The sequence below is a fragment of the Aliikangiella sp. G2MR2-5 genome (genome assembly GCF_015687155.1).
GTDB lineage: Bacteria > Pseudomonadota > Gammaproteobacteria > Enterobacterales > Kangiellaceae > Aliikangiella.
In genome coordinates this window covers 171,046-195,630 of the sequence record NZ_JADPQF010000005.1, presented here as the reverse complement: position 1 = coordinate 195,630, position 24,585 = coordinate 171,046, and the positions used below count along the sequence as shown (strand labels likewise).

The window sequence follows — 24,585 nt, the reverse complement described above, 5'->3', positions numbered from 1 at the left end:
CGAATCGTCACGTGACGATTCGTCACTTATATCTGTTCGAGATTGTATCTTTAAAGAAGACAAGCTATGAGTCCAAGAACTATCAGCGAAAGTGACTTTCTCCTGCGCGAGAAGGAACTGATTGAACTAGCGCGCTCTCTGGTTGAAAAAGAGTGCTTAACCACCCTGACAATAGACAAGCTGGTAGCTGCAGCCCCCTATTCCAAAGGTACGATCTACAAACATTTCATTAGTAAAGAAGACCTGTTGCTAGCCATTTGTAACACTTGTGTTGAAGAGATTCAGGCACTATTTGTCAGAGCACTTCAGTTTGAGGGAAATAGCCGCGAAAGAATCATTGCCGTTATGGTTTCTTATATCATCTGGGCCAAATTACACCCATCACAACTGTTTGCCGTTTTATCTGCACATTCGCCAAGTGTCGCCGCTTGTAGTAGTGATGAAAGAAATGCGACTCACCACGAATGTGAACACAAGCTAATGTCCCTGATGAATGAAGAAATTGGCAAAGCAATCGATTCCGGTGACTTTGAGTTGCCACAAAACATGTGTTTTGAGCAAGTTACATTTGCTATGTGGTCAGCCTCGTGGGGCGCCATGGCATTGATAATGAGCAAAGGAGACTCGGTGAAGCTGGAGCCAATGATTTTAGAAAGAGAATCTTTCACTAACGCTCGCCTGGTACTTGACGGTTTCAACTGGCGCCCGTTGTCTAAAGACTGGGATTACAGTGAAACAATAAAACGAATTACTCATGAACTATTTCAGCCAGAAATCGATGCACTAGAGAAAAATGGTACCCCTTTTATCTATATCTAACCCTTGAGAAACTACTATGGAAACTTTTTCAAACTGGATCATTAAATATCGATGGTTAATCATCATTGCTACGCTGGCCCTTGTAGGATTTGCAGCTAGTGGCGCAAAGAACTTAACTTTCAAAAGTGACTATAAAATATTCTTTCAAAAAGATAACAAGCAGCTGAATGACTACCTTGGACTGCAAAAAATTTATAGTAAAAGTGATAATGTTGCGTTTATTGTAGCCCCCAAAGACGGCAATGTATTCACAAAGGAAACGCTTACAGCCATCTGGGAACTAACGAATGAAGCCTGGCTGGTAACCTACAACTCTCGCGTCGATTCGATTACCAACTTCCAGTATAGTTATGCTGAAGGTGACGATTTGATGATCGAAGACCTTGTACTCGAAGCCGACATGCTGGATGAAGATTCAATTGCTCGCGCTAAAGAAGTTTCTTTGAGTGAACCTTTGCTAGTTAAAAAACTCATTTCTGAAAAAGCCGATGTTGCGGTTGTGAATGTCACTATTCGTTTACCGGGTGCGGACATGTCTTCAGAAGTTCCTGAAGTTGCCAAATCAGTCAGAGCGATTAAAGCTGATTTCGAAAAACGTTATCCTAATATAGAATTTATGCTTTCCGGCATGATAATGATGAACAATAGTTTTCCGGAAGCTTCACAAGCAGACGCGTCCATACTTATTCCTGTAATGCTTCTTGTGGTTATTTTAACTGTTGGTCTACTACTTCGCTCAATTACCGGAACTATCGGTACTCTGGTGGTAGTGTTAACGAGCATCGTTGCTTCTCTTGGAATATGGGGATGGCTCGGCGGCTATATGACTGGGCCTTCTGCGGGCTCACCTACCGTAATTTTAACTCTGGCTATTGCCGACTGTGTTCATATTCTTTCAACATTCTATTACAACTTAAGACATGGAATGGAAAAACAGGAAGCGTTAAAGGACAGTTTGCGCGTCAATATGCAGCCAGTATTTTTAACCAGCTTAACTACCGCGATCGGTTTCCTGACGATGAACTTCTCCGATGCACCACCATTTGGTGACCTGGGGAATATCGTGGCTATCGGCGTTTCCCTGGCCTTTATTTTCTCAGTTACTATTTTTCCGGCAATTTTGATGGTACTCCCTGTCAGAGCGAAAAGAACAGTTGAACACAAAAAAGACGCCATGGATCGTTTAGGAGATTTTGTCGTCAACAATCGTAAATGGTTGTTGCCGGTATCCACTGTAGTAATTATCGGCTTCGCGGCTTTTGTTCCCAAAAATGAACTCAACGATGATTTTGTAAAGTACTTTGATAAACGAGTCGAATTCCGTCAGGCAACCGATTTTATGCAGGAACATATGTCTGGAATGACAACGTTGGAGTTATCGTTTGACTCAAAACAAAGCAGTGGCATTAATAGTCCTGAGTTTATTGCATTTATTGCAGAGTTTTCAGAATGGTTGCGACAACAACCTGAGACCGACCATGTAAATACCATTACCGACACGTTAAAAAGACTAAATCGTAATATGCACGGCGACGATCCAGCATGGTACAAATTACCAGAAGAGCAGGAGCTAGCTGCACAATATCTATTGCTATACGAATTGTCTTTGCCACAGGGATTGGACGTAAACAATCAATTAAATGTAGATAAGTCTTCAACACGAGTGATTGCAACTTTCAGAAATCTTACATCAAATGAAATACTGGAACTGGAACAACGCGTGCTCAATCATTTTAAACAAAAAAATAGTGAATACGGTCTCACTTTGGCAAGTCCATCTTTAATGTTTGCTCACATAGGCTCAACCAACATCGTTAGCATGTTAAAAGGTTCATCGCTTGCGCTAATTCTCATTTCCATTTTGCTTGGTGTTGCCTTGCGTTCAATTAAATTTGGTTTGATTAGTCTTCTTCCAAACTTGACTCCTGCAGCGGTTGGCTTTGGACTATGGGGAATGTTTGTCGGTGAGGTTGGCCTGGGACTCTCAGTTGTAATGGGAGTCACACTGGGAATCATTGTTGATGATACTGTCCACTTTCTTAGTAAGTACATACGTGCAAGACGAGAAAAAGGATTTAGCTCGGAAGACGCCGTTCGATATAGCTTCGCTAGCGTAGGAAAAGCTTTATCGGTCACGACAGCGGTACTTGTTGCTGGTTTCGGCGTTATGGCAACATCCAGTTTCAAAGTAAATGCAGAAATGGGGTTGCTGACTGCGATAACTATTTTAATTGCGCTTATAATCGACTTCCTGTTCTTACCACCGCTATTAATGCTTTTAAAAAGCCGTAAAGACAAAGAGGCGGAAAAACAAGCCAAGCTCGACATAAAAATGCAAAAAGAAGCGCAGCCACAAACGCAAGAATAAATGGCTTCGCAATAGACATACTTTATACCGAATAAAATAGTTTTAGAATTGGAGAAATAGATGAAACCATTAAAATTAGGCCTTTTGTTGCTCGCGACTTCTGTAAGCTTTTCTACCTATGCTTATGCGGAGTCGGCTGAAGAAAAGGGTCTTAGAATATCGACAGAAGCAAAGCAAAAAGATCTTGGGTGGAATGACAGCCAGGCAGAAATGGAAATGTTGCTTAAAAACCAGCACGGGGAAACTTCTGTTCGCCAAATGCGAATTAAAAGCATGGAGCAAGAAAATGATGGAGACAAAAGCCTGACTATTTTTGACTCACCACATGATGTAAAAGGGACAGCCTTTTTAAGCTTTTCCCATCCTACAAGCAATGATGAACAATGGCTATATCTTCCTGCCTTAAAGAGAGTGAAGCGTATATCTTCTCGAAACAAATCAGGGTCATTTATGGGGAGTGAGTTTTCTTTTGAAGATCTAACATCTTTTGAAATAGAAAAATATGATTATAAATATATAAAAGACGAAGAGTTCAACAACCTTGACTGTTATGTTGTAGAGCAATACCCAAGGGACAAATACTCAGGTTACAAACGTCGTATTGTCTGGATTGACAAGGCTGAGTTGCGTACTCAAAAAACAGATTTTTATGATCGCAAAGATTCTCTGCTTAAAACGCTAACCTTCTCTGATTACAAAAAATATCTGGATAAGTTCTGGCGTGCGTCAAAGCTTGAGATGATTAATCATCAATCAGGGAAAAGCACACTTTTAACCTGGAAAAATTATCGCTTTCAAGAAGGTCTTGATGAAGCTGATTTTAATAAAAATGCTCTAAAAAGAGCCCGTTAATGGGCTAAACGATGCTGAAAAAATATAAACTACCCTACTGCGTAGGGTGGTCTTACAAACTAAACCGATAGAAGTAAATCAAGGGATTTACCTTAAATGAAAAAATTAATTACTTTGTCTGCAGCGTCCTGCCTGGTGGCAGGCTTTTTTAACTCGGTTACCGCGAACGAATTTGAAGTTCGCGGTAACATTGAGTTTCAAGCAAGATACTTTACCGAAGATCCACTTTTCTCAACTCAGGAAGACAGCTACCTGTCAGTCGCAGCCGCACCCGAGTTTTTCTGGAGTTGGAACGATGGCAAAGATTCACTTGAGTTTGTTCCCTCGGCTCGCGTCGATCAACATGACGACGAAAGAACTCATATGGATATTCGGGAACTAGGCTGGATCCATGTGGGAGATAGCTGGGAAAGCCGAATCGGTGTTCGTCGTGTTTTTTGGGGAGTCACCGAGTTTCAGCATCTGGTAGATATCATCAACCAAAGCGATTCAGTTGAAGATGTCGATAACGAGGATAAACTGGGTCAACCAATGGTTAACTTGTCTTTAGTACAAGACTGGGGAATCGTCGATCTATTTCTAATGCCTTATTTTAGAGAAAGAACTTTCGCAGGTGCCGAAGGTCGTCCCGGCCTACCATTCATCAACTCAGATTATGTTGTTTATGAATCAAACGACGAACAAAATCATAACGACTGGGCTATCCGCTGGGCACAAAGTATAGGTGACTACGAAATTGCCTTATCCTGGTTCGATGGAACCGGTCGTGAACCGATTCTTATTCCGCATCCGGAACTCATTACCATTCCAGAGCAACCTGTTTTAGTGCCCTATTACCAGCAGATTAGTCAACTGGGGTTTGAACTCCAGGCCAATATTGAAGACATCCTTTGGAAGCTTGAAGTCATCCACAACGAAAATAATCTGGAAAACTACTGGGCCATGCAAGGTGGTTTTGAATACAGTTTTTATGGAATTAATGATTCCAACGCTGACCTCGGCTGGCTGGTAGAATATGGCTACGATGATCGCGGTGAAAATGGTGGTTCAAACTTTCAGAATGATTTATTTCTGGGCGCCAGACTTGCTTTAAACGATGTTGATTCAACCGAGTTGCTGGCGGGACTGAGTTATGATTTAGACTACGAATCGACCAGCCTTCTTGTTGAAGCTAGCCGTCGCTTTGGCAACAACTTTAAACTAAGTCTGGATGTACGTATGTTTGAAGTGGACGATGTCGCTGACTCTATGTACTTATTCCGCAATGATGATCATATTCAATTGACCGCGCAATATTATTACTAGGATTATCTAACAGACTGAGGATATTCGCATTACTCAAAACTGGCCTCGGTCTCTTCCTTTATTTTCGTTATTGATAAATTGCAAGAAGCTCGCTGGCGTTTGCCCTGTTGCTTCCGTCACAACTGATAAAACGTCGAACAGGAAAAGACTCGATTTCCGCATCCTCATAGATTTTACGCGTAATCGCATTATCATGATTTGAAATAATCACTTTGACTCCGCGGTTAGCAAGAATTTTTGCTCGATAAGCCAACTCTACCTGTTGGTCATAAGAAAAACCTTGCGCAGCGTAGCTGGTAAAGCTCGCTGTCGGCGACAGAGGAACATAGGGCGGGTCGCAATAAACCACATCTCCACGTCGGGAACGGTTCATCAGCGCGACAAAATCATCACACACAAACTTGGTTTTTCTGGCATGATGAATAAAATGATACATTTCCTTTTCTGGAAAGTAGGGCTTCTTATATCTACCAAAAGGGACATTGAAGCCGCCTGATTTGTTGTAACGGCAAAGTCCATTAAAGCCATGGCGGTTTAAATAGACAAAGAGAGCAGCACGCCTACGACCTTTTACTCCGGCGTTAAATTCGACACGAAAATCAAGGTAGGCTATTTGCTTATTGTTTTCTTCTGTAAAAAAACTTTTAGCATAGTTGACGAACTTCCCTTTTTCTTTCTTCAGGCACTGGTAAAGATTAATCAAGTCAGGATTGATATCGCCCAGTAAATAACGCTCAAAATCAGTATTCAGAAATACCGCACCTGAACCGACAAAAGGCTCAATGAGCTTAGTTCCCTTCAAATGAGGCGAAAGCTTGTCAAGTAATCGGTATTTTCCTCCGGCCCACTTCAAAAAAGGCCGGGAGCGCTTGGATTGCATTAAGTCAGTTCTTATTATCAGCTTGAAACATCAGTGCGCAAGTTTACGTAATTCAGGATCGATTGGAAATATTTTTATCAAAAAAATTGGCTAAGAGCCTTGGAAATCAAGCTCTTTGTGAAAATAGAGGAGCCTTATCTACTTCTTCAAATGCACCGGATGCCAGCAATTTACTGCGTAAATTGAGAGAAGAGCGACGTGCCGCTACCGGGTTCACAAAACGTATTTCACGTCCTTCGAGGGGATTTCCTTTTTCTTGATCAACTTGAAAGTTAGACTCCTGATTGCGCTCTAGATTAAGCTCTACCAGTGCCTGATTAGCTAGCTGGCTGGCAATTGCGGCAACTTTCAAGTCTTGTGGTGAGGGATTGGCAGGAGCGAGCGCTGCCTGTCGTACCTGCCGCATTTTATCAACTGTCGCTTGAGGATTATTGGCCACTTTGCTGGTATCTATAGAGACTTCACCGCTAACAGCATAGCGACGACCATCAGGGCCAGTTTTGAACTCCAGGCTAGGAGCTCCTGCGAGCTGACCACCAACCGCAGCATGTGCTGTTTCATGAGCACGAACTTCTCTATCCCTGGCTTTTAACTCCTGAATCTCAGCTTTTTCCTGAATCTCGCGTTGACGCTCTAATCGCTTCTCCTGAGCCTCTTCATTTTTTTCGTCACCTGAGGAATTTTTACCAGCAAACTCTCTATCCGACTGTTCCTGATTTTGTCCATTACTTTGCTCTCGATTCCCTTCAATAGTATCTCGCTGCTCTGCGCCACGGTTAACTTCTGCTTGCCCTCTGTTTTGTTCAGCAAACTCTGTAGAGTTTTTGGTAGAAGGGTTATCAGCTGTCGCAGGAGGTTTGGGGATAGGGGCTCTATGCGCAGCTTCGCTAGCCACCTGCTCGGTGGGAGGGTTCGCGGTACTGATAGGTAAGGCCACTGGCGCGGCGCTAATTAGCATGATTTTCTCAATTCCAGCCTAAGCCGAAGGTTCCAACATATTTCGAATTTACAAATCTCCCCATCCTTAAGCTTTTACGTCCAATAGTGAGCCTATTAACTCTCCAGCGGTTTCGATCACCTTGGCATTTGCCTTGGCATCGTGTTCTGCGACCTTCAAATCAACCAGAGATTCAACCAAGTCTTTTTGGTTGATACCTTCCTTACTGGCATCAGACACCGACTGAGATGCGATTTCCTGAGCAGCCTGATTTGCCCTTTCGGTTGCTTGCTGAAACCCCTTCACACCAGAGTTCAGGATACTATCGACTCGCATAAAAACCTCTAACCAATTGATATTAAATACATTAATTTCACTTTCATTGAAAGCCAGGTTGCAAATCAACCAAGTTAATCGCACCTGTACTCTAGTTATCGGCTTGAAAAATACGAAATTTAGGCTATCGAGCAAGTTTTTTGCTATTTTTTCTCAGATAGTGAATAACTCCAGGCCAGAGCTATAATCCTGCTCCATCCCTGAAGAGACTATCTTTCAGCTGAATAGGGATCTTCAGCAAGGATATAGGCGCGTAAATCGGCTTTACAAGGATGAGCCGTCAGCCACTCTCTGATCTCTTTTGCTTTCAAGTAATCAGCCTCGCCGAATTTTTCTTTATAAATTTCAGTAAAAGTCTCTTTGGCGCTCGCTTCGCGTATTGTTTTCTGCCAGAACTCAGTAAAGATCCTGTTAAGAGAGCCAGCTAAATTTGCGCTCTTAAGAAATTCCCACTCGCCTCTATCCAACCATACGCCACCTACTTGAGGACTATAATCCAGCTTATGCTCACTATCATGTGATACCTTGAACTTTTGCATAATCGTACCTGATACCGGACATAGCAAAGCTGTCTTTGTGTCATCGACTTCAAACACGGCATCCTCTTTAAAAGTCACATCTGGATTTCTCTCTTTCCAGGCTACGTAATCCTCAATTAATATCCAGTTTCCACCACAATCAGTACAAGTATGCGCTCTGAATAATCCCTCAATAAAACTGGGTGATAAGCTCCCCTGTTTACATTTAGTACAGTTCATATTTTTTATCCTCATTCACTTTTAGTTCCTTACAAAATATTTTCAATCAGATACTAATACGCTGATGAAAATATTAACGTTTGAGTACACTAAAAATTCTGGTCACAATGGAAAGCGGTCGAAAAGCACAACTCCCCAGATCACTGCCAGTAATATTAAACAGACAAAAACTAGCGCAGAGCCAATGTCTTTTGCTCGCCCGGACAAATGATGATGCTCATCACTAATGCGATCGACAGCAGCTTCCAACGCAGAGTTAGTTAATTCCGCCGCGACCACCAGAAACAACGGAAGAATTAACCATAGAAACTCAAACCGGTTATTGGCTAACCAGGCCGCAAGAGGAATACCAACAATAGCCAGTATGACTTCCTGGCGAAAAGCAGCTTCATTTTTCCATGCGGCCTTTAAACCTTTAATAGAATAACCGGTTGCATGAATAACGCGCGCGATTCCTGTTTTTCCCGGTTTGGCCATAAACTATTTTCCTTTTTTAATTTGTTTATCTTTTTCATTTTTGACTATCGCTCGAACATCAGCGAGCAACTGGCTGGCATCAAAAATAATACCGTCCTTAATTGTATATTTTACCCCACCAACCTTGACTAAATTATTATCATCATTCAACCGGGTAAATCCTGTGCCATATAATGTCTTGAAATTTTGTAACGGGTTTTCTTTGGATATCACCAGATCAGCTAATTTACCAACTGACACAGAGCCGATTTGATGATCCATACCAAGTGCTTCCGCCCCTTTAATTGTCGCTGACTGCATAACCTCTAAGGGGTGAAATCCCGCTTCTTGCAACAACTCTAATTCACGTACAAATCCGAAACCGTAAATCTTGTAGATATAGCCTGAATCACTTCCAGTCGTTACACGGCCACCATGATTCTTATAATCATTTAAAAAAGTCATCCAACGTCGAAAATTATTCTTCCAGTTTATTTCTTCCTGAGTTGTCCAATCGAAGTGGTAGGAACCATGCGTATAGCGACTAGCAGTAAAAAATTCCCATAGTCCGGGTAAAGTGTATTCTGCATGCCAGTCAGCATTTTTCTCTCGCATCAAATCCCTGTTTGCCTCATAAATGGTTAGCGTAGGGTTAATGGTAAAATCTAATCCAATTAACTCATCTCTAACTGTATTCCATTTAACACTCCCCGGTAGTGCCGCCTGGAGCCAAAGCTTACCAGCTTCACTAAAACGGTGCTGTTCATTGTTGTAGTTATAATCAATGGGATAATTTTGTATGACTTGATCGGTAAACATCGCTTCAGGTAATCCATACCAGTGTTCCATGCTGGTTAAACCGATTCGAGCGCTATCCATGGCATTCAGATGAGCAACATCCAGCTGCGCATGATGCATCATGGTCCTTAAACCACGCTTTCGAGCCTCATCAACAGCTGCACTAAATATATCCGGATGCGTACCAAAAAACTTGATTCCTCGCGCACCTTTCTTTGCAATTTTCTTGACCCAACTACGTGCTTTTTCAGCATCACTAATCGGTGCAGTTTCGCCCAGACCAAAACCAAAATAAGGAATTATACGAGGCGCGGTTATTTGATTTTTTTGGCTTTTTCGTACCTGATTCAATGTAAAATCAGCACCATTGAAACTGCCCGGTTCGCGCACAGTTGTAATTCCATGAGCCAACCAGAGCTTATACGTATATTCGGCTGTAGTCACTTGAGCGCTATTACCGATGTGACCATGCATATCAACAAACCCGGGGAAAACATAGTGCCCTTCGAGCTCCAATACCTTATCTCCCGCCTCAGCCTTTGGCCTGTTACCTACAATAGGTACTCCGGGACTCCCTACACTTTGAATCTGAGTAATCACATTACCTTCAATTACAATATCAACAGGGCCTCTTGCCGGAGCACCTTCGCCGTTGATCAAGGTAACGCCTCTCAAAATCAAACGCTCAAAAGGGCCTTCACCACGTTGACGTTGCGGAGCATCGGCCGGGGCAGCATTGAGTTCAACCGTGCAAAGAATGATAAAAAAGGAAAAAATATATTGAAGTAATTTGTTCATAGTAGGTCCCGATGGAGGCTAGTATATTGATTATTATGCAATTTCGGACTGTTCAAGTAGAAAATAGTTTTCTATTTTTTCTCGGCGTAACTTTTTAGTCTGATCAGTTGTTCTTCGATCACTCGATTAACAGGGGTCGCCCATCCTTTTAGCTGAACAGTTCCAGCAACCAGATAGGTAACTGTAAGCTCAATTTGATGCGATTGATTTTGTATAAAACTAAACTCCATAACACCGTTGACAGGTAGAGTTTGCAATGGTCCCAGTCCGCCAAGAAAGCGAATGATTTTACGTGGCTCGTAATGTGCTATATCGAGATGGCGGACAAATCCACCACTGTTAAGCTTTTCACAAAAACATTGTCCCTGAGTAATGTCCAGATACAAATTCTCTTTGTTGCCAGAATAAGAGTGGGCAGGATCCCACCATTGGTCAATTGCAAAAAACTTTTTCTCAAAGGTATCGATATCAGAATTGATTACGTAGCTAAATTTGAGTGAAAACTCATTACCACTGTCACTAACAATATCGGCTTTGGCTGAATCAGAGTAAAAAGACAAACCAAGAAAAAAAACTAAACAATAAAAAATCCTGTTCATTCTCACTACCTTGGCCTCCGTTGATAATTCTAATGCTATTCTGCTCGTCGAATTCCGTCTTTTAAGATTACGATTTTTCTTTCTTTGTATAAAGTTCCCAATGCTGCCTTGAATACTTTTTTACTCACTCCAAAGGCTGAATATATTAACTCAGGTGCCGTTTTATCATTGAATTCAGAAAATCCTTCTCCTTCATCTATCGATGCCAGTATTTTTTCAGTTAAGGAATCATTTTGCGACCCGGGTTTATTCAAGGTGATATCGAGCCGATTATCATCTCTTCGTTTTTTAATGAAACCTTTTAAACTCTGACCAAAGCGCAACTCTCGAAAAACATCCTCTTTATGCAGCACTCCCCAGTACTTTTCGTTTACTATCATCTTATAGCCCAAATCGGTTTGAGAACCGACAATCAGCTTAACCGCATCACCAGTTTTTAATTCAAGACATTCAGTTTTAAGTACACGATTCAGTTTGCTAGAGCCACAGATTCGTCCAGTATTGTCCTCATATAAATAGACAATATGAAACTCTCCTTCCCTCATAGGACGCACTTGCTGCGCAAATGGAACAAACAGATCTTTTGGTAACCCCCAGTCGAGAAATGCGCCCACGTTACTAACGGAGACAACTTTCAGGCAGGCAACCCCGCCCACCTCAACTCTGGGAGACAGTGTTGTTGCAACCACGTTATCATGTGTATCTCGATAAAGAAACACTCGAATCTTATCACCTACTTCACAATGACCAGGAGTCAATGCTGCCGGAAGAAATACCTGTCCGAACTCGCGAGTTTCAAAAAAAGTACCGCGAGCACTCTTACGAGATATTTTTAGAAAATTAAATTGACCGAGCTTTGCCATTCGACAGCCTTTCAACGAAAAAAACTATAACCACCCCGAAATATCATAATCTCGGACAAGTTATCAGCCTTAATATTAAACTAGTGAGGCAATCTTAACATAATCGGCGGCCTTTGCTCTCAGTTTTGTCATGTCCTCTGCACCAACACCAGATAAGTAAGGTATTTCCGCAATGAGTGGACAATTAAGAGATTGTTTAAGGGACTCCAGATTACTTTGCTGTGCCAACATATCAGGATCAATATAATTAGCAACCCAACCAGCCAGCTTCAACCCCATTCCACAAATGCTCTGCTGGGTTAATAATGCATGGTTGATACAACCAAGCTTCATTCCTACGACCAGAACAACTTCTGCATTAATTACCCTGGCGAAATCTGCTAAGGTCTCATCAGCATTTAGCGGTACCAGCCAGCCTCCTGCACCTTCAACCAAAACGAATTCCTGATCCGCTTGTTCAAGCTTTGTCTGTTGGGTAAGGTGCTGAACAGACAGTTCAATTCCTTCTTTTTGAGCGGCAATATGAGGTGCAATCGGAGTCTGTAAAGCTATCGGGTTAATGGAGGAATAATCAGGAGAACCTCCGAGCGCACTAATAATCGCTAGCGCATCATCGTTTTTCATTTCTCCATTAACCAGCTCGCATCCTGCAGCGACAGGTTTAAAAGCCATTACCGAATGCCCTTCTCTTTTAAGAGCATGAATTAAAGCACAGGTAAAAAAGGTTTTGCCGACTTCAGTATCGGTACCTGTAATAAACAGTCTTTTGGTCATAGTTTATTTATCGCTTAAATTATAAGCATAACAACGGTAATTATGAATTGTCAGTTTTTCCTGGCTGAAGGCTGACCTCATAGGTATGGTAGTCTTTTTGCGGCTTTCCATCTCTCTTCCAGGCATGTCCATAAATGACTTCGTAAGTTGCAGGTAGTTCTCCACTTTCCCAGCGAAATTTTTCGTAAGCATCACTTAACTTCTGAAACTTACCTTTTCCCATCAAGCCTCTTGAGCGCTTGTCATTAATATTATGCGCCCCAATGGCTTTAAGATCCGTCATCAAGCCTTTCATCGTTTGATAGGTCAGGGTAATAATATCTCGGTCCATCACCGTATTTTCAAAAGAAGCGTTAAATACCTCATCGCCCACAATGTGCATATCTAAAAAACTGTTGACATGAATATCGGAGTCCACCTGTTGCCAGCTTTGCTTTAACTCGGTCAGTGTGTCCGGCCCCAAAGTAGAAAAGATCAGCAAACCGCCAGGCTTGAGTACACGATGAAGTTCAGTAAAAGTTTTTTTCAGGTCGGGCAACCACTGTATGGTCAAGCTTGAAAAAACCAGATCGAACTGATTATCTTTAAAAGGCAAACTATCGACATCAGCAACCTGATAATCAATTTTCCTGAAAAGGCTTTGCTGCTGACTGGCTTTAGCAATCATTCCTGGAGCAATATCTACTCCGGTAACTTTTGCTCGTTTAAAGCTATCTCTCAAGTAACGACTACAGTAACCTGTTCCACAACCAACATCTAAAATAGCTTTTGGTTTAATACGCATATAGCCAAGTCGTTCAAAAGTTCGGTCGGCAACTTCTTTTTGCAAAAATGCAAAGTCATCATACTGTTCTGCCGCGTCACTGAAGGCTTTGGCGATAAGCTTTTTCTCAATCGCCATTAGTTATTTCCCTCAATCAGAGGCAGTAGTATTTCACCGTTAATAGAATTTTCGTTTTGCTCTTCACAAGATTGATTTCTACCAACCAGGAACTCTGTCACATCACGGCAAAATTCTTCAGTACATGAAAGAAAAGGCGCATGAGCCGAGCGTCGGTAAACAATCGCCTGACTATTCGGTAGGTGATTTTCAACATCTGCAGCCACCTTGGCCGGCACCAAAGAGTCGAGTCGACCGTAGATTCGTAAAGCAGGAACATTTAGTTTTGCCAACTCAGGAACCAGATTAATATCGTGTAAAATTTGTAGTCCGCCTCTTAATGCTTTTTTCGACGGCTGACCGTGAATAAACACTGTATCCTTTAACTTCTTGATATCGTCTTTTTGCGTTGCGCTCCCCATGGTCTGGATGCCGAGAAACTTGATCAAAGTCCCCTCATAATCTTCTTCCAGATATTGGATAAATGATTCCAGTACTTGAGCCTGCATACCGTGCCAGTCATCGTTAGCGACAAAACTGGGATTCGATGCGACAGTAATAAGCTTTTCGATTTTATCTGGAAGATCGATCGCTAGCTTAGTTGCGACCATACCACCCAAAGACCAACCCAGTAAAAAACACTTTTCTGGTAGCACTGCAGCAACTGAGTCAACCAGATAATCAAATGTGTAGTCGCCATTATGAACCGGACTATATCCAAATCCCGGGAGATCGATGTTATGCACTGTAAACTGACTTTCCAGTTGCGGTAGTACTGTTTCCCAGATACCACCATGCAATCCCCAACCATGGAGTAAAACCAGAGCAGGCCCCTGCCCAGAAACATTTACAAAAGGTTTTAACTTCATTTTGACCTTTCTTTCTCTTCAGAATCGTTAAATAAAACAAAAATAGCCGAACACCTATATAGTTTCGGCCAAAATATCGAGCAGTTCATTAATCTGTGTTTGGCTATGTCCGCTAGAAATAGTGACTCTGAGTCGTGCCGAGTTTTTAGGTACTGTCGGCGGCCTGATCGCCCCCACCAGAATACCACGGCTTTCCAGCTTTTCATTCAGCACAATCAGCTTTTGATTATCACCAATAACAACAGGCTGAATTGCAGTGTTCGAAGGCATCAGTTGTACTCGTTTGGACAATGCCCTTACCTCGAAGCCCATTTTAAAATAGGAAATATTTTGTCGCAGTTTTTCAACGCGCTCATTGTTATCCATCAGCAATTTCAGATTAGCCAGATTTCCAGCGGCTACCGACGCAGGCATTGCTGTTGTATAAATATAACTACGAGCAACCTGGATTAGATAATCAACCAGTTTTTTGTCACCGCTAACCACAGCGCCATTACCTCCCAGTGCCTTACCTAAGGTCGTCATCAGCACCGGTAACTGTTTTTGAGTTAACTCGAAATGCTCGCAAATACCACGACCATTTTCTCCTAAAACACCAAATCCATGTGCATCATCGACAATTAAAATGGCCTCATATTTTTGGCAGAGCCCAACAATATCGGGCAAAGGCGCTATGTCTCCATCCATGCTGAAAACACTGTCAGTCACAACAAACTTGTTTTGTCCACTTGCAGCAAGCCTTTTTTCCAATGCATCTAAGTCGCAATGAGGGTAGCGTTTTGATTCGGCGCCTGACAGTTTCACGCCATCGATTAGAGAAGCATGATTTAGCTTGTCCGCTATTATCACGTCCCCCTTGGTTGCCAATGACTGCAATATCCCCAGGTTGGCCATATAGCCACTGGAAAAACTGAGCGTAGATTCGCGCTCAAGAAACTCTGCCATCGCCTTTTCAAAATTGTCATGCGGCGATTGATGACCAACAACCAGGTGAGATGCCCCTGAACCAAAGCCAAATTCATGAAGCGACTTTGTCACTGCATCTCGCGCTTCTTTTGATTCAGCAATTCCCAGATAGTCATTACTGGCAAAATTTAAAAAGCTCTTTCCATCAATAGTTATTCGAGTACCTTGCGAACCCGACAGGGTTTTACGCCGGCGCAATAAGCCTGAGCCCTCTATTTCAAGAAGCTTTGATTCCAGATTAAGAAAATCATTCATGATCAATCGTTTAGTTTCTGACAACAAAGTCAATCGAAACTCTTTGTAATCGCTAAGAAGCCGCGTTATAAAACTTCGGCTTGTGTTCCTCAATTGGCTCACCAGCAACTTTTGCTGCTTGCGCTATTTTCTCCTGCTCTTCCATCAAAGTACGCGGACAAGGGCGATTTTCGGGCATACCACCTTCCGGCTCTATTCCAAGACGCTCAAACAACTCCAGATCGTGATTTTGATCCGGGTTATCCGTAGTCAACAATTTTTCTCCATAAAAAATCGAATTGGCGCCCGCGAAGAAACACATAGCCTGCATTTCATCTGACATGTTTTCTCTTCCCGCAGACAGGCGAACGTAAGACTTCGGCATCACAATACGGGCAACCGCAATCATTCGAATAAACTCGAAAGGATCCAGTTCACTGGCGTCTTCCAACGGTGTTCCTTTGACTGCGATTAACTGGTTGATAGGTACGCTCTGAGGGTGCTCCGGCAAGTTGGCCAACTCTCTAATCAGATTAAGTCGGTCCGTTAACGTTTCGCCCATTCCTAAAATACCGCCCGCGCATACATTAATGCCGGCATCACGTACACTTTGTAATGTATCCAGACGATCCTGGTAGGTACGGGTGGTAATGATTTCACTATAATATTCAGCAGAAGTATCGAGATTGTGGTTGTAGTAATCCAGACCGGCATCTTTTAACTGACTAGCCTGCTCATCATTAAGCATCCCTAAAGTTACACAGGTCTCCATATCCAAGGCTTTAACAGCCTTGATCATCTCCAGAACAACCGGAAAGTCTTTACTGCGAGGACTTCTCCAGGCAGCCCCCATGCAAAAACGAGTTGCCCCGCTACGCTTGGCGTTTTTCGCCGATCTGACTACCTCATCAACCGCCACCAACTGCTCTTTACTCAGACCAGTATTGTAGTGCCCGCTTTGCGGGCAGTATTTGCAGTCTTCCGGACAAGCCCCAGTTTTGATACTCATCAAAGTTGAAGTCTGTACCTGATTGGGCTCAAAATTCTGACGATGTACCGATTGTGCGCGAAAAATCAGGTCGTTAAATGGCATTTCATACAGCGCTTTCACTTCGGTAAGCAGCCAGTCGTGGCGAACAGGTGAATCGGCAGTCATGTTGGATAAAGAAGTACTCTGCGGCATAATGCTTCCTGGGGCTTGTATAAATCAGAAAAATCATAAGCCAATCCCTGAAAACTGAGTAGCCTTAAAACTGTAAGAATTTCAAAGCGAAAAAACTAAGCGATTGAAAATTAAAGATATTTATTTTTTCAAAAGGGATTTGGCAAAAAGCTGCATTTTAATTGAACATTGTTATCAGTCAAGCTATGGAAAGCAAAAAAGTTAACATCAGAACAAAATTCAACCGCTCCTCTTCTTTTTTTGAGAGTGATTGTCTTCTATGTCTTTCACCTATACCTTTTCAGTGGACTAACAAAAAGAAGAGCATGACTCTAATATGTGAGGACTGTTGCCAGCGGCTGCCTTATCTTGGTACAAGCTGTAGGGTCTGTGCTCTTCCTATTGCAACTGATTCGGCTATATGCGGTCATTGTCTTAAAGATTCACCATATTATGATCGATGCATTGCCGCTTTTCACTATGAGCCACCAGTTAACCATTTTATTGCTGACTTTAAATATCAAGGCAAACTTCAGTTTATCAACCTGCTTGCCAGCAAACTGGTCTCCAAAATAAAACAGAGTGCAAAGCATGAAGAGTTAATGCCCGACGCCCTGATTCCGGTTCCCCTATATCCCAGCAAACTTAAACACAGGGGGTTTAATCAGGCGTTGGAGATAGCAAAACATTTAGGCAGTTCATTAAATATAAAAGTCTATTCAGGGGTGGCGCATAGGGTCAAAGATACAAGACAGCAGTCAGAACTGGACGCAAAAACCAGAGTATCTAACCTAAAAAACGCATTTGTACTTCAAGGTGAGCTACCTATGCACTGTGCCATTATTGATGATGTGGTCACTACCGGAAGTACAGCCAATGAACTGGCAAGAACACTGAAAGCTGCCGGAGTCAAAGGAGTGGAGTTATGGTCCTTAGCGCGTGCCTTCGAAGAATAGGGTCCATCTCCAATTTTTATAGTATGTATCAATTCACTTTAGCAAGCAGGTGATATAATTTCTTGTAACATCCTTCAACCTAAAGCCTTACCTCGATAGGCGGATTGGATGGTATAATCCGTTCACTGTTCGTTGCTTCTTTCCGTACCACCGTTGACTACGCCAAGAAGACCTTTCGAAAATTTTAATCGATGTTACCTACTGAATAGATTGCCTTTGAGTGGAAAGCATAAACCGGCAGCTCTTGTTTCAGGTTCATTTGTAGGTATTTGCGGAGTTGGCTTTTGGTATCACGTGACCGTTCATCACAAATATTTCAAATAGCGCTACCAATAATCGGTGGCATGGTATCCCAAAATATACTGAACCTGGTTGATGCAGCAATGGTGGGCCAACTAGGTTCAACACCACTTGCGGCTGTGGGACTTGCCAGCTTTATTAATTTTGTCGCCGCAGCAATGTTTATGGGGATGGCTGCCGGTGTTCAGGCAATGGTAGCCAGGCGGGTTGGCGAAGGACGAACAAGCGACGCGGCTAACCCGTTAAATGGCGCGTTACTGACAATATTTGTCGCCGCAATTCCGTTAACCGTTATTCTCACTCATTATAGCCGCGATATCCTCACGCTGGTGAATGACGATCCATTGGTGGTAGAACACGGCACTGCCTATCTCGATGCGCGACTGATAGGTATTATGGCCGTGGGCATGAACTTCAGTTTTCGCGGTTACTTAAGCGCTATCAAGATGACTCAGTTCTATTTTAAGACACTTATTATCATGCATAGCCTTAATATCTTGCTCAATTATTTGTTAATTTTTGGCAACTGGGGTTTCCCTGAATTAGGCACTCAGGGCGCGGGATTAGGTACTTCACTCTCAATGTTTGGAGGTACTCTTTTATATTTCTTTTTAACTGTACGCTACACCAGTAAGTATGGCTTTGGACTTCACTTGCCTCACAAAGAAACGCTTGTCCAGGTAATTAGAATATCTGTTCCCTCTTCCCTGCAACAATTATTTTTTGCTCTGGGCTTCACTACTCTTTTCTGGATCGTCGGACAAATAGGCACCGCCGAACTGGCAGCCGCTAATGTATTGACGACCTTAACACTGGTCGCTATTTTGCCGTCGATCGCTTTTGGAATGAGCTCAGCAACTTTAGTTGGCCAGGCGCTGGGACGGGAAGATGTTGAAGATGCTTATCACTGGGCGTGGGATACCTCAAAAATAGCGATGCTTTCAGTCTCTCTTATCAGTATTCCGATGTTGTTGTTTCCAGAAACATTACTCTCAATCTTCTTACACGAGCCACATGTTATTGAAATCGGCAAGTTGCCGCTACAGCTTGTCGGTATTGCGATTGTGATCGATGCTGTAAATCTTGTATTAATGTCTTCCCTACAAGGAGCTGGTGCGACCAAAATAACAATGATTGTCGGCATTGTCTGCCAATGGCTGATATTCTTACCGCTAGCCTGGATAATTGGCCCGTACCTTGGAATGGGTTTAACCGCCATCTGGTTGACACAGGGATTGTACCGACTATTTCAAGTATTCTGGTTTGCTTCGATTTGGCGCAAGAAAGACTGGGCAAGTATCAAACTAGGATAGTTGAGCTTAAAGTCTTAGGTTAGACTGGTACCGATTTCCGCGTTAAGAAGCCTGACGTCCTAAAAGTTATTCGAAATATGAAACGGTTATTCATGGATAGTAGAAGCAAATGAGTCAACAAGATTTAACAGACATTAATCAGGATTTCTACCGGCTCACTCCCGATCAGGTACTCGATGCTATCGAGTCTATGGGACTTGAACCGGAAGCCGCATTGCTTCCATTAAACAGCTATGAAAACAGAGTTTATCAGTTTAAGGATTATAACCAGAAAAGGTTCGTCGTTAAATTCTATCGCCCAAATCGCTGGAGCGACGAACAGATTAAAGAAGAGCATGAATTCAGCAAACAGTTGGCTGATAACGAAGTTCCGGTAGTTGCCCCACTAGAGTATCAAGGTCAAAGCCTGTTCAAACATAGTGGGTTTCGCTTTGCTGTATTTGAAAGTAAAGGTGGGCGAAATCCTAACATGGACGACAAGGATACCCTGACCTGGATAGGCCGCTTTCTGGGAAGAATTCACTTGTTAGGAGAAGCTCAGTCATTTAATCACCGTCCGCTTCTAACTCTGCAAGATTTTGGATTTGAAAGCGTCGAATATCTCCAGACACACGACTTTGTGCCAACTCATATCAAAGAAGCCTATCAGAGTGTAGTGTCTCATATTCTGGAAAAATGTGACCAGGTTTTTTCCTGCTATGGGCAACTAGAAACTATCAGGCTACATGGCGACTGTCACCCTTCCAATATCATGTGGACTGACGATGGCCCTCACTTTGTGGATTTTGATGACTGTCGCTCCGGTCCATCGATTCAAGATTTCTGGATGTTGGTCAACGATAACTCCAGTCGCGGGCAGTGGGACGCGCTAATAGAAGGCTATGAAGATTTTCGTGAATTTGATGATCGACAGTTCAAAATAGTTGAACCTTTACGAGCAATGCGAATGCTCCACTATAGTGCCTGGCTTGCACGTCGCTGGCAGGATCCGAGCTTTCAGCATAACTTTCCCTGGTTTAATACCAATCGCTATTGGGAAGAGCAGGTACTTTCACTGAAAGAGCAACTGGCAGTGCTACTTCATATGCCTTCAGCATCTCATCAATACTGAGCAAAATTTCCATTCAGTTTGAATTCAGCCAATATCTCATACACTGGTAACCAGTTGAAGCGACCCCACGCTTCCTAACTGGTCCTCACCCCTCTCTGAAGGGCCAGCTTCTCCATAGGCAGGAACCATAAAACCTGCCTATTTTTTTGTCTTCTTCATACACTCCTGGAAACTTAAATACCCATTGATTGGCCAGCTCCTGGGTATGAAATTTACGCAATAATTTGGATTTTCACCTATTCTTAAGTAACTCTTAATATTCTTACCAGGGTAATGCTATGTCAGGGATTATGGATAAGGTATCGATAAAGCAGAAGCTAATCGCTATGTGCGCAGTTTCGTTGCTAGCGGTAATTGTGATGCTAATTTTGAAAATCACTTTTAACGCTCAACTTGAACAAGTACAACAAGCTTTATCAACTAATCTGGAAATCAACAATCGCATGCTTCAGCTAAGAAGAAATGAGAAGGATTTTCTTGCCAGGAATGATTTGAAATACGTAAAAGCCTTTGAGCAAAATCATCAACAAATGCTTCAGCTAACTCTCGAGTTAAAGGAAAAGGGAGAAGCGATAGAATTTGAAGGCCTTAAAAGTATTGAAAACATGATTCCAATATTTCGAGAGTATCTCAATGGCTTTAAACAACTGGAGTCGCTAAAAGTAGAGCTGGGCCTGACTCCAACAAGCGGCCTCTACGGTTCACTAAGAGATGCAGTACACCAGGCAGAAGAAAACATAAAATCTCAAAATAACAGCAAACTACTTGCAGACGTACTCATGTTGAGACGCAGAGAAAAGGATTTTATGCTCAGATTTGATGAAAAATATCTGGAAAAATTTGAAAGTGACTTAAACCAATTTAATGTTGAACTTAATGCGTCAGGCATAGGAGGCTCTTCATTAACTGCTATTCGAAACTCTATGGATAAATACGCTCAAGAATTCAGAACTTTTGCAGCCAAACAAAAAGAAATTGGTCTGGATTCCAAGTCTGGCCAGCTGGGCCGCCTTCGGGAAAACATTCATCAAAGTGAGACGCTACTTGATAATACTTCCAAACAATTGAAAGCTTACATAGAGGAGTATATCAGTTGGGCAAATCAACTATACATTGCCCTTACATTTATAGTAATCGCAGTTATGATGTTATTGATATACGTGATTTTCCGAAGTGTGAATGATCCCATTCAAAAACTGACATCAACAATGAAGAAGGTTAATAAAGCGAAAGACCTAAGCATACGCTGTAATATGCAAGGCAGCCATGAAATTTCGCAACTGGCAATGGTATTTGACGAAATGATGACAAGTTTCTGTCAAGTTCTGGAAAAAATAGACCAAGCATCGGAACAAGTATCTTCCGCATCAAATGAGCTTTCACATATCAATAAAACTTCAGCAGAAAATATATCTGAACAACAAAACCTAATCGAACAGGTAGCGACAGCAATGAACCAGATGACAGTTTCTGTACAAAACGTATCACAGAATATTCTGGAAACCTCCGAAAGCGCCGACGATGCCTATCAAGAAACCAGTGTGGGCAAGCAAAAAGTCAACGATGCAGTAAAGTCGGTAGATGCAATGGTTGAGAAAATGCAAAAGGCTAAGAGCGTTTTGGATGAACTTGACAGAGATACAGATGATGTCAGCAAAGTTCTGGAAGTCATTCGAGGAGTAGCGGAACAAACCAACCTTTTAGCACTAAATGCAGCCATTGAAGCCGCTAGAGCAGGAGAGCAGGGTCGAGGATTTGCAGTAGTCGCAGATGAAGTCAGAACCCTGGCTGGGAGAACACAGGAGTCCACAGAAGAAATAAACCACATTATTGAGCGGCTTCAATCAAACTCTAAATTAGCAGTCAGTGTAATGGATCAAAGCAAAACACAAATGGATGAGACGGTGGTGCAAGCGAAAACTGCAGGCTCGGCATTGGACGTCGTCACTCAGAAAGTTGAACAAATCAACAATATGAGCACACAAATAGCCAGCGCGGCAGAAGAGCAGAATTCAGTTGCTGACGATATCAATGCCAAAATTGTTCATATTAGCGACCGCGCTGTCATGAACACTGAGAACTCAAAGCAGTCTTCTCTAGCTGCCAGTAAGCAGGCGGAACTCGCGGAAGAACTAAAACAACTGGTCAGCCAATTTAAACATTGATAATCAAATTGCCCTGTCGAAAAGAGGAACTTCAAAAACAAACTCACTGCCTTCACCAAAAATTGAACTAACGCGAATTTCTCCGCCTAAAATCTCAGATAGCAGTTTCGCGTTAGTTAGCCCCATGCCAATCCCGCCAGTTCGTCGTCTTGAACTTGAATCTACAATATAAAAAGCATCAAAGATCTTTTGTTGATTTTTTCTTTCGATTCCAATTCCATTATCTGAAACGAAAAATAAAATTTTTCGTCCATCATCACTTATTCTGGCTCCCAGGTGAATTTCACCGCTAAAGCTGAATTTAATCGCATTATCTATAAACTCCAACAGAATGGTATGAACCTTATCAAAGTCACTATAAAACTCCACATTAAGGTCCTGTGGAATGTGACTATGAAATAACAATGCAGAATCCGTTATTTTTGATTGGGCTTTTTGTTCCAGAGATTTAAATAAAACATTAATATCGATATCACGCTTTCTAACTTTCGACTGGTTTGCCTGTAGTTCAACAAATTGCAACATGGAATCAATCAAGGCAAGCATTTTATCTGAACTTGAATAAGCTATTTCCAGATATTCCTCAGCCTCACCTTTAAGGTTAAGCTCCCTTAATAACTGATTTGAAGCAACAATACCATTCATCGGAGTTCGTAATTCATGACTAACGGTTGCCAGGAAGTCATTTTTAATCTGATTACTTTTCTGTAGTCTTTCAAGAGTTTCGGTGAGAAGAGCATTCACCTGAGAGAGAGATTGTTTGGCTTGAGACTCTACTTTTATTTTTTCTCCTTTTATCTGACTAAACTTGTCTGCCAAAGCAAAAGAGAGCAAAGTCACTTCAAATACCGACCCCATTTGAGCAGCATTTTCCGTCAGAACATTGTCAGGAATTAAATGTAGTCTGGCTAACATCATTATTAGTGAGCCTACCAGGAACCCTATCCACGCAATAGTAAAAAAACGAGCCTCTCTAAGACGATATTTTATCCAAAGCAGAAGTCCAAATGCGGTTATACATATTGTTCCAATAATTGCAAATAACAGTGAAAACTTAATACTCACGCTATAAATCACAAAAAAACTGGCAACAAAGTTTAATCCTCCAAGCAAGGCGATCGAAGTGATTATCCGGTATCCCCAAAAATGATTATGCTTAAGATTGAGAAAGCTTAAAGAGAAACTACAACCGAAAAGCACTACTAAAGACAAGGCCATTGTCGTCGACTTGTTGAGTAGAGAAGATGGCTCTTCACCTAATACCTGCCCTATAAACCCATTAACTGATGCCTGTACTACAATGTAACTTGCAACATAGAAAACGTAATGCAAATACGCCTTTTCTTTGATTGAAAAGTATATAAAAAGATTATATAGCATCATGATTAGTAGAATTCCGAAGTAAATCCCCTGGCTCAGAATTCTCTGCTGATCAGATTCCATAAAATGCTTTAATTGCCAAAGGTTAATCGGAATACGTACCGAGCTTGAACTTTGAACTTTTAAATAAACAGTCACAGATTGATCCCTGGACAAAACCAGAGGAAACACAAAGTTTCTATGCTCAATAGGTCGATGTGAGTAAGGAATTAAGTCACCAACGTTATGTTTTTCAACTAAAACGCCATTTTGTATCAAATTAAACTCGACTAAGTCTAATACAGGATAACCAACTTCAAATAACCAGTCCTCTACCTCAGAACGGTTGTACAGTTCAATCCGAATCCAGATAGTGTCTGTCGTATAACCAAATGCCAGGTTAGTATCTTTACCTTTCTCTGCTCGCAAGAAGGGTTTGTTTATAACTTCTTTTAGTGAGAGTTGGTTCGTATCGTCCAGAAAATAATAAAGATTGTAGTAGGGATTTATTCGCTGCCCGGAATTGGTCAGCGTCACATTAGCCGAAGCACCTAAACCTTGCAACATCGCTTCACTGGTTTTAAAACTGGTTTCAAACGCTTGTGCTGTGCTGGATACTAACCAAAATATAAGCACCAACATCGCTCGCGTTAAAGCGAACAGGGTACACTGAAAGACTGACTCTATATTTAGTTGAACCGGCATTAACTCATCACATCATCAGGGG

The 24,585-nt window shown here is 42.1% G+C and carries 22 protein-coding genes; 8 read left to right on the top strand and 14 right to left on the bottom strand.

Annotated elements, in window-relative coordinates:
- Window positions 1-66 precede the first annotated feature (66 nt).
- The 4 genes from IYN84_RS16170 (at window position 67) to IYN84_RS16155 (ending at window position 5,344) form a co-directional block, all read left to right on the top strand.
- Window positions 67-819 (top strand): TetR/AcrR family transcriptional regulator, encoded by a 753-nt coding sequence (locus IYN84_RS16170; RefSeq protein WP_196140291.1) that lies wholly within the window; start codon window positions 67-69, stop codon window positions 817-819.
- 16 nt (window positions 820-835) lie between these two features.
- Complete coding sequence (locus IYN84_RS16165; RefSeq protein WP_196140290.1) at window positions 836-3,187, top strand: RND family transporter; 2,352 nt, start codon at window positions 836-838, stop codon at window positions 3,185-3,187.
- Window positions 3,188-3,247: 60 nt separating this feature from the next.
- Window positions 3,248-4,039, top strand: a complete 792-nt coding sequence (locus IYN84_RS16160) for an outer membrane lipoprotein-sorting protein (RefSeq protein ID WP_196140289.1) — start codon at window positions 3,248-3,250, stop codon at window positions 4,037-4,039.
- Window positions 4,040-4,135: 96 nt separating this feature from the next.
- Complete coding sequence (locus IYN84_RS16155; protein WP_196140288.1) at window positions 4,136-5,344, top strand: hypothetical protein; 1,209 nt, start codon at window positions 4,136-4,138, stop codon at window positions 5,342-5,344.
- Between the two features lie 67 nt (window positions 5,345-5,411).
- Here the strand turns inward: IYN84_RS16155 and IYN84_RS16150 are convergent, their stop codons facing one another.
- The 13 genes from IYN84_RS16150 to bioB all read right to left on the bottom strand — a co-directional run bounded on the left by IYN84_RS16150 (window position 5,412) and on the right by bioB (window position 16,675).
- The gene (locus tag IYN84_RS16150) at window positions 5,412-6,224 is read right to left on the bottom strand and encodes a Dam family site-specific DNA-(adenine-N6)-methyltransferase (RefSeq protein ID WP_196140287.1); all 813 of its coding nucleotides are present in this window, start codon (window positions 6,222-6,224) and stop codon (window positions 5,412-5,414) included.
- 106 nt (window positions 6,225-6,330) lie between these two features.
- Window positions 6,331-7,182 carry a putative metalloprotease CJM1_0395 family protein gene (locus tag IYN84_RS16145; protein ID WP_196140286.1) on the bottom strand — a complete coding sequence of 284 codons (852 nt, stop codon included), beginning with the start codon at window positions 7,180-7,182 and terminating at the stop codon, window positions 6,331-6,333.
- Between the two features lie 66 nt (window positions 7,183-7,248).
- The gene (locus IYN84_RS16140) at window positions 7,249-7,581 is read right to left on the bottom strand and encodes a flagellar biosynthesis protein FlgE (RefSeq protein ID WP_246722992.1); all 333 of its coding nucleotides are present in this window, start codon (window positions 7,579-7,581) and stop codon (window positions 7,249-7,251) included.
- Between the two features lie 125 nt (window positions 7,582-7,706).
- A complete protein-coding gene (locus IYN84_RS16135; RefSeq protein ID WP_196140285.1) occupies window positions 7,707-8,255 on the bottom strand; it encodes a zf-TFIIB domain-containing protein in 549 nt (182 codons plus the stop codon).
- A 102-nt stretch (window positions 8,256-8,357) separates the two neighbouring features.
- On the bottom strand, window positions 8,358-8,732 hold the full coding sequence (locus IYN84_RS16130; protein ID WP_196140284.1) for a diacylglycerol kinase: 375 nt from the start codon (window positions 8,730-8,732) through the stop codon (window positions 8,358-8,360).
- 3 nt (window positions 8,733-8,735) lie between these two features.
- A complete protein-coding gene (locus IYN84_RS16125; protein ID WP_196140283.1) occupies window positions 8,736-10,307 on the bottom strand; it encodes an amidohydrolase family protein in 1,572 nt (523 codons plus the stop codon).
- A gap of 71 nt (window positions 10,308-10,378) precedes the next feature.
- A complete protein-coding gene (locus tag IYN84_RS16120; RefSeq protein ID WP_196140282.1) occupies window positions 10,379-10,906 on the bottom strand; it encodes a hypothetical protein in 528 nt (175 codons plus the stop codon).
- 35 nt (window positions 10,907-10,941) lie between these two features.
- The gene (locus tag IYN84_RS16115) at window positions 10,942-11,769 is read right to left on the bottom strand and encodes a S1 RNA-binding domain-containing protein (protein ID WP_196140281.1); all 828 of its coding nucleotides are present in this window, start codon (window positions 11,767-11,769) and stop codon (window positions 10,942-10,944) included.
- Window positions 11,770-11,844: 75 nt separating this feature from the next.
- A complete protein-coding gene (bioD, locus tag IYN84_RS16110; protein ID WP_196140280.1) occupies window positions 11,845-12,543 on the bottom strand; it encodes a dethiobiotin synthase in 699 nt (232 codons plus the stop codon).
- A gap of 40 nt (window positions 12,544-12,583) precedes the next feature.
- Window positions 12,584-13,444: a malonyl-ACP O-methyltransferase BioC gene (gene bioC, locus IYN84_RS16105; protein ID WP_196140279.1), complete on the bottom strand. Its 861-nt coding sequence runs from the start codon at window positions 13,442-13,444 to the stop codon at window positions 12,584-12,586.
- Window positions 13,444-14,292, bottom strand: a complete 849-nt coding sequence (gene bioH / locus IYN84_RS16100; RefSeq protein WP_196140278.1) for a pimeloyl-ACP methyl ester esterase BioH — start codon at window positions 14,290-14,292, stop codon at window positions 13,444-13,446. The genes bioC and bioH overlap by 1 nt, the downstream gene beginning before the upstream one ends.
- Window positions 14,293-14,346: 54 nt before the next feature.
- Complete coding sequence (bioF, locus tag IYN84_RS16095; RefSeq protein ID WP_196140426.1) at window positions 14,347-15,513, bottom strand: 8-amino-7-oxononanoate synthase; 1,167 nt, start codon at window positions 15,511-15,513, stop codon at window positions 14,347-14,349.
- A gap of 52 nt (window positions 15,514-15,565) precedes the next feature.
- Entirely contained in the window at window positions 15,566-16,675 is a 1,110-nt protein-coding gene (gene bioB / locus IYN84_RS16090) for a biotin synthase BioB (RefSeq protein WP_210330599.1), read from the bottom strand.
- Window positions 16,676-16,980: 305 nt separating this feature from the next.
- On the opposite strand from bioB, the gene IYN84_RS16085 reads away from it, so the two are divergent.
- From IYN84_RS16085 to IYN84_RS16070, 4 genes are all read left to right on the top strand, one after another.
- On the top strand, window positions 16,981-17,610 hold the full coding sequence (locus tag IYN84_RS16085) for a ComF family protein (RefSeq protein WP_196140277.1): 630 nt from the start codon (window positions 16,981-16,983) through the stop codon (window positions 17,608-17,610).
- A 284-nt stretch (window positions 17,611-17,894) separates the two neighbouring features.
- A complete protein-coding gene (locus tag IYN84_RS16080; RefSeq protein WP_196140276.1) occupies window positions 17,895-19,223 on the top strand; it encodes an MATE family efflux transporter in 1,329 nt (442 codons plus the stop codon).
- 109 nt (window positions 19,224-19,332) lie between these two features.
- Window positions 19,333-20,334 (top strand): serine/threonine protein kinase, encoded by a 1,002-nt coding sequence (locus tag IYN84_RS16075; RefSeq protein WP_196140275.1) that lies wholly within the window; start codon window positions 19,333-19,335, stop codon window positions 20,332-20,334.
- A 278-nt stretch (window positions 20,335-20,612) separates the two neighbouring features.
- Window positions 20,613-22,499 (top strand): methyl-accepting chemotaxis protein, encoded by a 1,887-nt coding sequence (locus IYN84_RS16070; RefSeq protein ID WP_196140274.1) that lies wholly within the window; start codon window positions 20,613-20,615, stop codon window positions 22,497-22,499.
- 3 nt (window positions 22,500-22,502) lie between these two features.
- Here IYN84_RS16070 and IYN84_RS16065 read toward each other — a convergent pair whose 3' ends face one another.
- Window positions 22,503-24,563 carry a hybrid sensor histidine kinase/response regulator gene (locus IYN84_RS16065; RefSeq protein ID WP_196140273.1) on the bottom strand — a complete coding sequence of 687 codons (2,061 nt, stop codon included), beginning with the start codon at window positions 24,561-24,563 and terminating at the stop codon, window positions 22,503-22,505.
- Between the last annotated feature and the right edge of the window lie 22 nt (window positions 24,564-24,585).

Bases quoted from the DNA above. Each gene is read 5' to 3' on its own strand.
- IYN84_RS16145 (WP_196140286.1), bottom strand. From the start codon at position 7,182: ATGCTAATTAGCGCCGCGCCAGTGGCCTTACCTATCAGTACCGCGAAC.
- IYN84_RS16075 (WP_196140275.1), top strand. From the start codon at position 19,333: ATGAGTCAACAAGATTTAACAGACATTAATCAGGATTTCTACCGGCTC.
- bioB (WP_210330599.1), bottom strand. From the start codon at position 16,675: ATGCCGCAGAGTACTTCTTTATCCAACATGACTGCCGATTCACCTGTT.
- bioH (WP_196140278.1), bottom strand. From the start codon at position 14,292: ATGAAGTTAAAACCTTTTGTAAATGTTTCTGGGCAGGGGCCTGCTCTG.
- IYN84_RS16085 (WP_196140277.1), top strand. From the start codon at position 16,981: ATGACTCTAATATGTGAGGACTGTTGCCAGCGGCTGCCTTATCTTGGT.
- IYN84_RS16125 (WP_196140283.1), bottom strand. From the start codon at position 10,307: ATGAACAAATTACTTCAATATATTTTTTCCTTTTTTATCATTCTTTGC.
- IYN84_RS16150 (WP_196140287.1), bottom strand. From the start codon at position 6,224: ATGCAATCCAAGCGCTCCCGGCCTTTTTTGAAGTGGGCCGGAGGAAAA.
- bioC (WP_196140279.1), bottom strand. From the start codon at position 13,444: ATGGCGATTGAGAAAAAGCTTATCGCCAAAGCCTTCAGTGACGCGGCA.
- bioF (WP_196140426.1), bottom strand. From the start codon at position 15,513: ATGAATGATTTTCTTAATCTGGAATCAAAGCTTCTTGAAATAGAGGGC.
- IYN84_RS16070 (WP_196140274.1), top strand. From the start codon at position 20,613: ATGTCAGGGATTATGGATAAGGTATCGATAAAGCAGAAGCTAATCGCT.
- IYN84_RS16155 (WP_196140288.1), top strand. From the start codon at position 4,136: ATGAAAAAATTAATTACTTTGTCTGCAGCGTCCTGCCTGGTGGCAGGC.
- IYN84_RS16160 (WP_196140289.1), top strand. From the start codon at position 3,248: ATGAAACCATTAAAATTAGGCCTTTTGTTGCTCGCGACTTCTGTAAGC.
- IYN84_RS16135 (WP_196140285.1), bottom strand. From the start codon at position 8,255: ATGAACTGTACTAAATGTAAACAGGGGAGCTTATCACCCAGTTTTATT.
- IYN84_RS16120 (WP_196140282.1), bottom strand. From the start codon at position 10,906: ATGAACAGGATTTTTTATTGTTTAGTTTTTTTTCTTGGTTTGTCTTTT.
- IYN84_RS16170 (WP_196140291.1), top strand. From the start codon at position 67: ATGAGTCCAAGAACTATCAGCGAAAGTGACTTTCTCCTGCGCGAGAAG.
- IYN84_RS16115 (WP_196140281.1), bottom strand. From the start codon at position 11,769: ATGGCAAAGCTCGGTCAATTTAATTTTCTAAAAATATCTCGTAAGAGT.
- bioD (WP_196140280.1), bottom strand. From the start codon at position 12,543: ATGACCAAAAGACTGTTTATTACAGGTACCGATACTGAAGTCGGCAAA.
- IYN84_RS16165 (WP_196140290.1), top strand. From the start codon at position 836: ATGGAAACTTTTTCAAACTGGATCATTAAATATCGATGGTTAATCATC.
- IYN84_RS16130 (WP_196140284.1), bottom strand. From the start codon at position 8,732: ATGGCCAAACCGGGAAAAACAGGAATCGCGCGCGTTATTCATGCAACC.
- IYN84_RS16065 (WP_196140273.1), bottom strand. From the start codon at position 24,563: ATGCCGGTTCAACTAAATATAGAGTCAGTCTTTCAGTGTACCCTGTTC.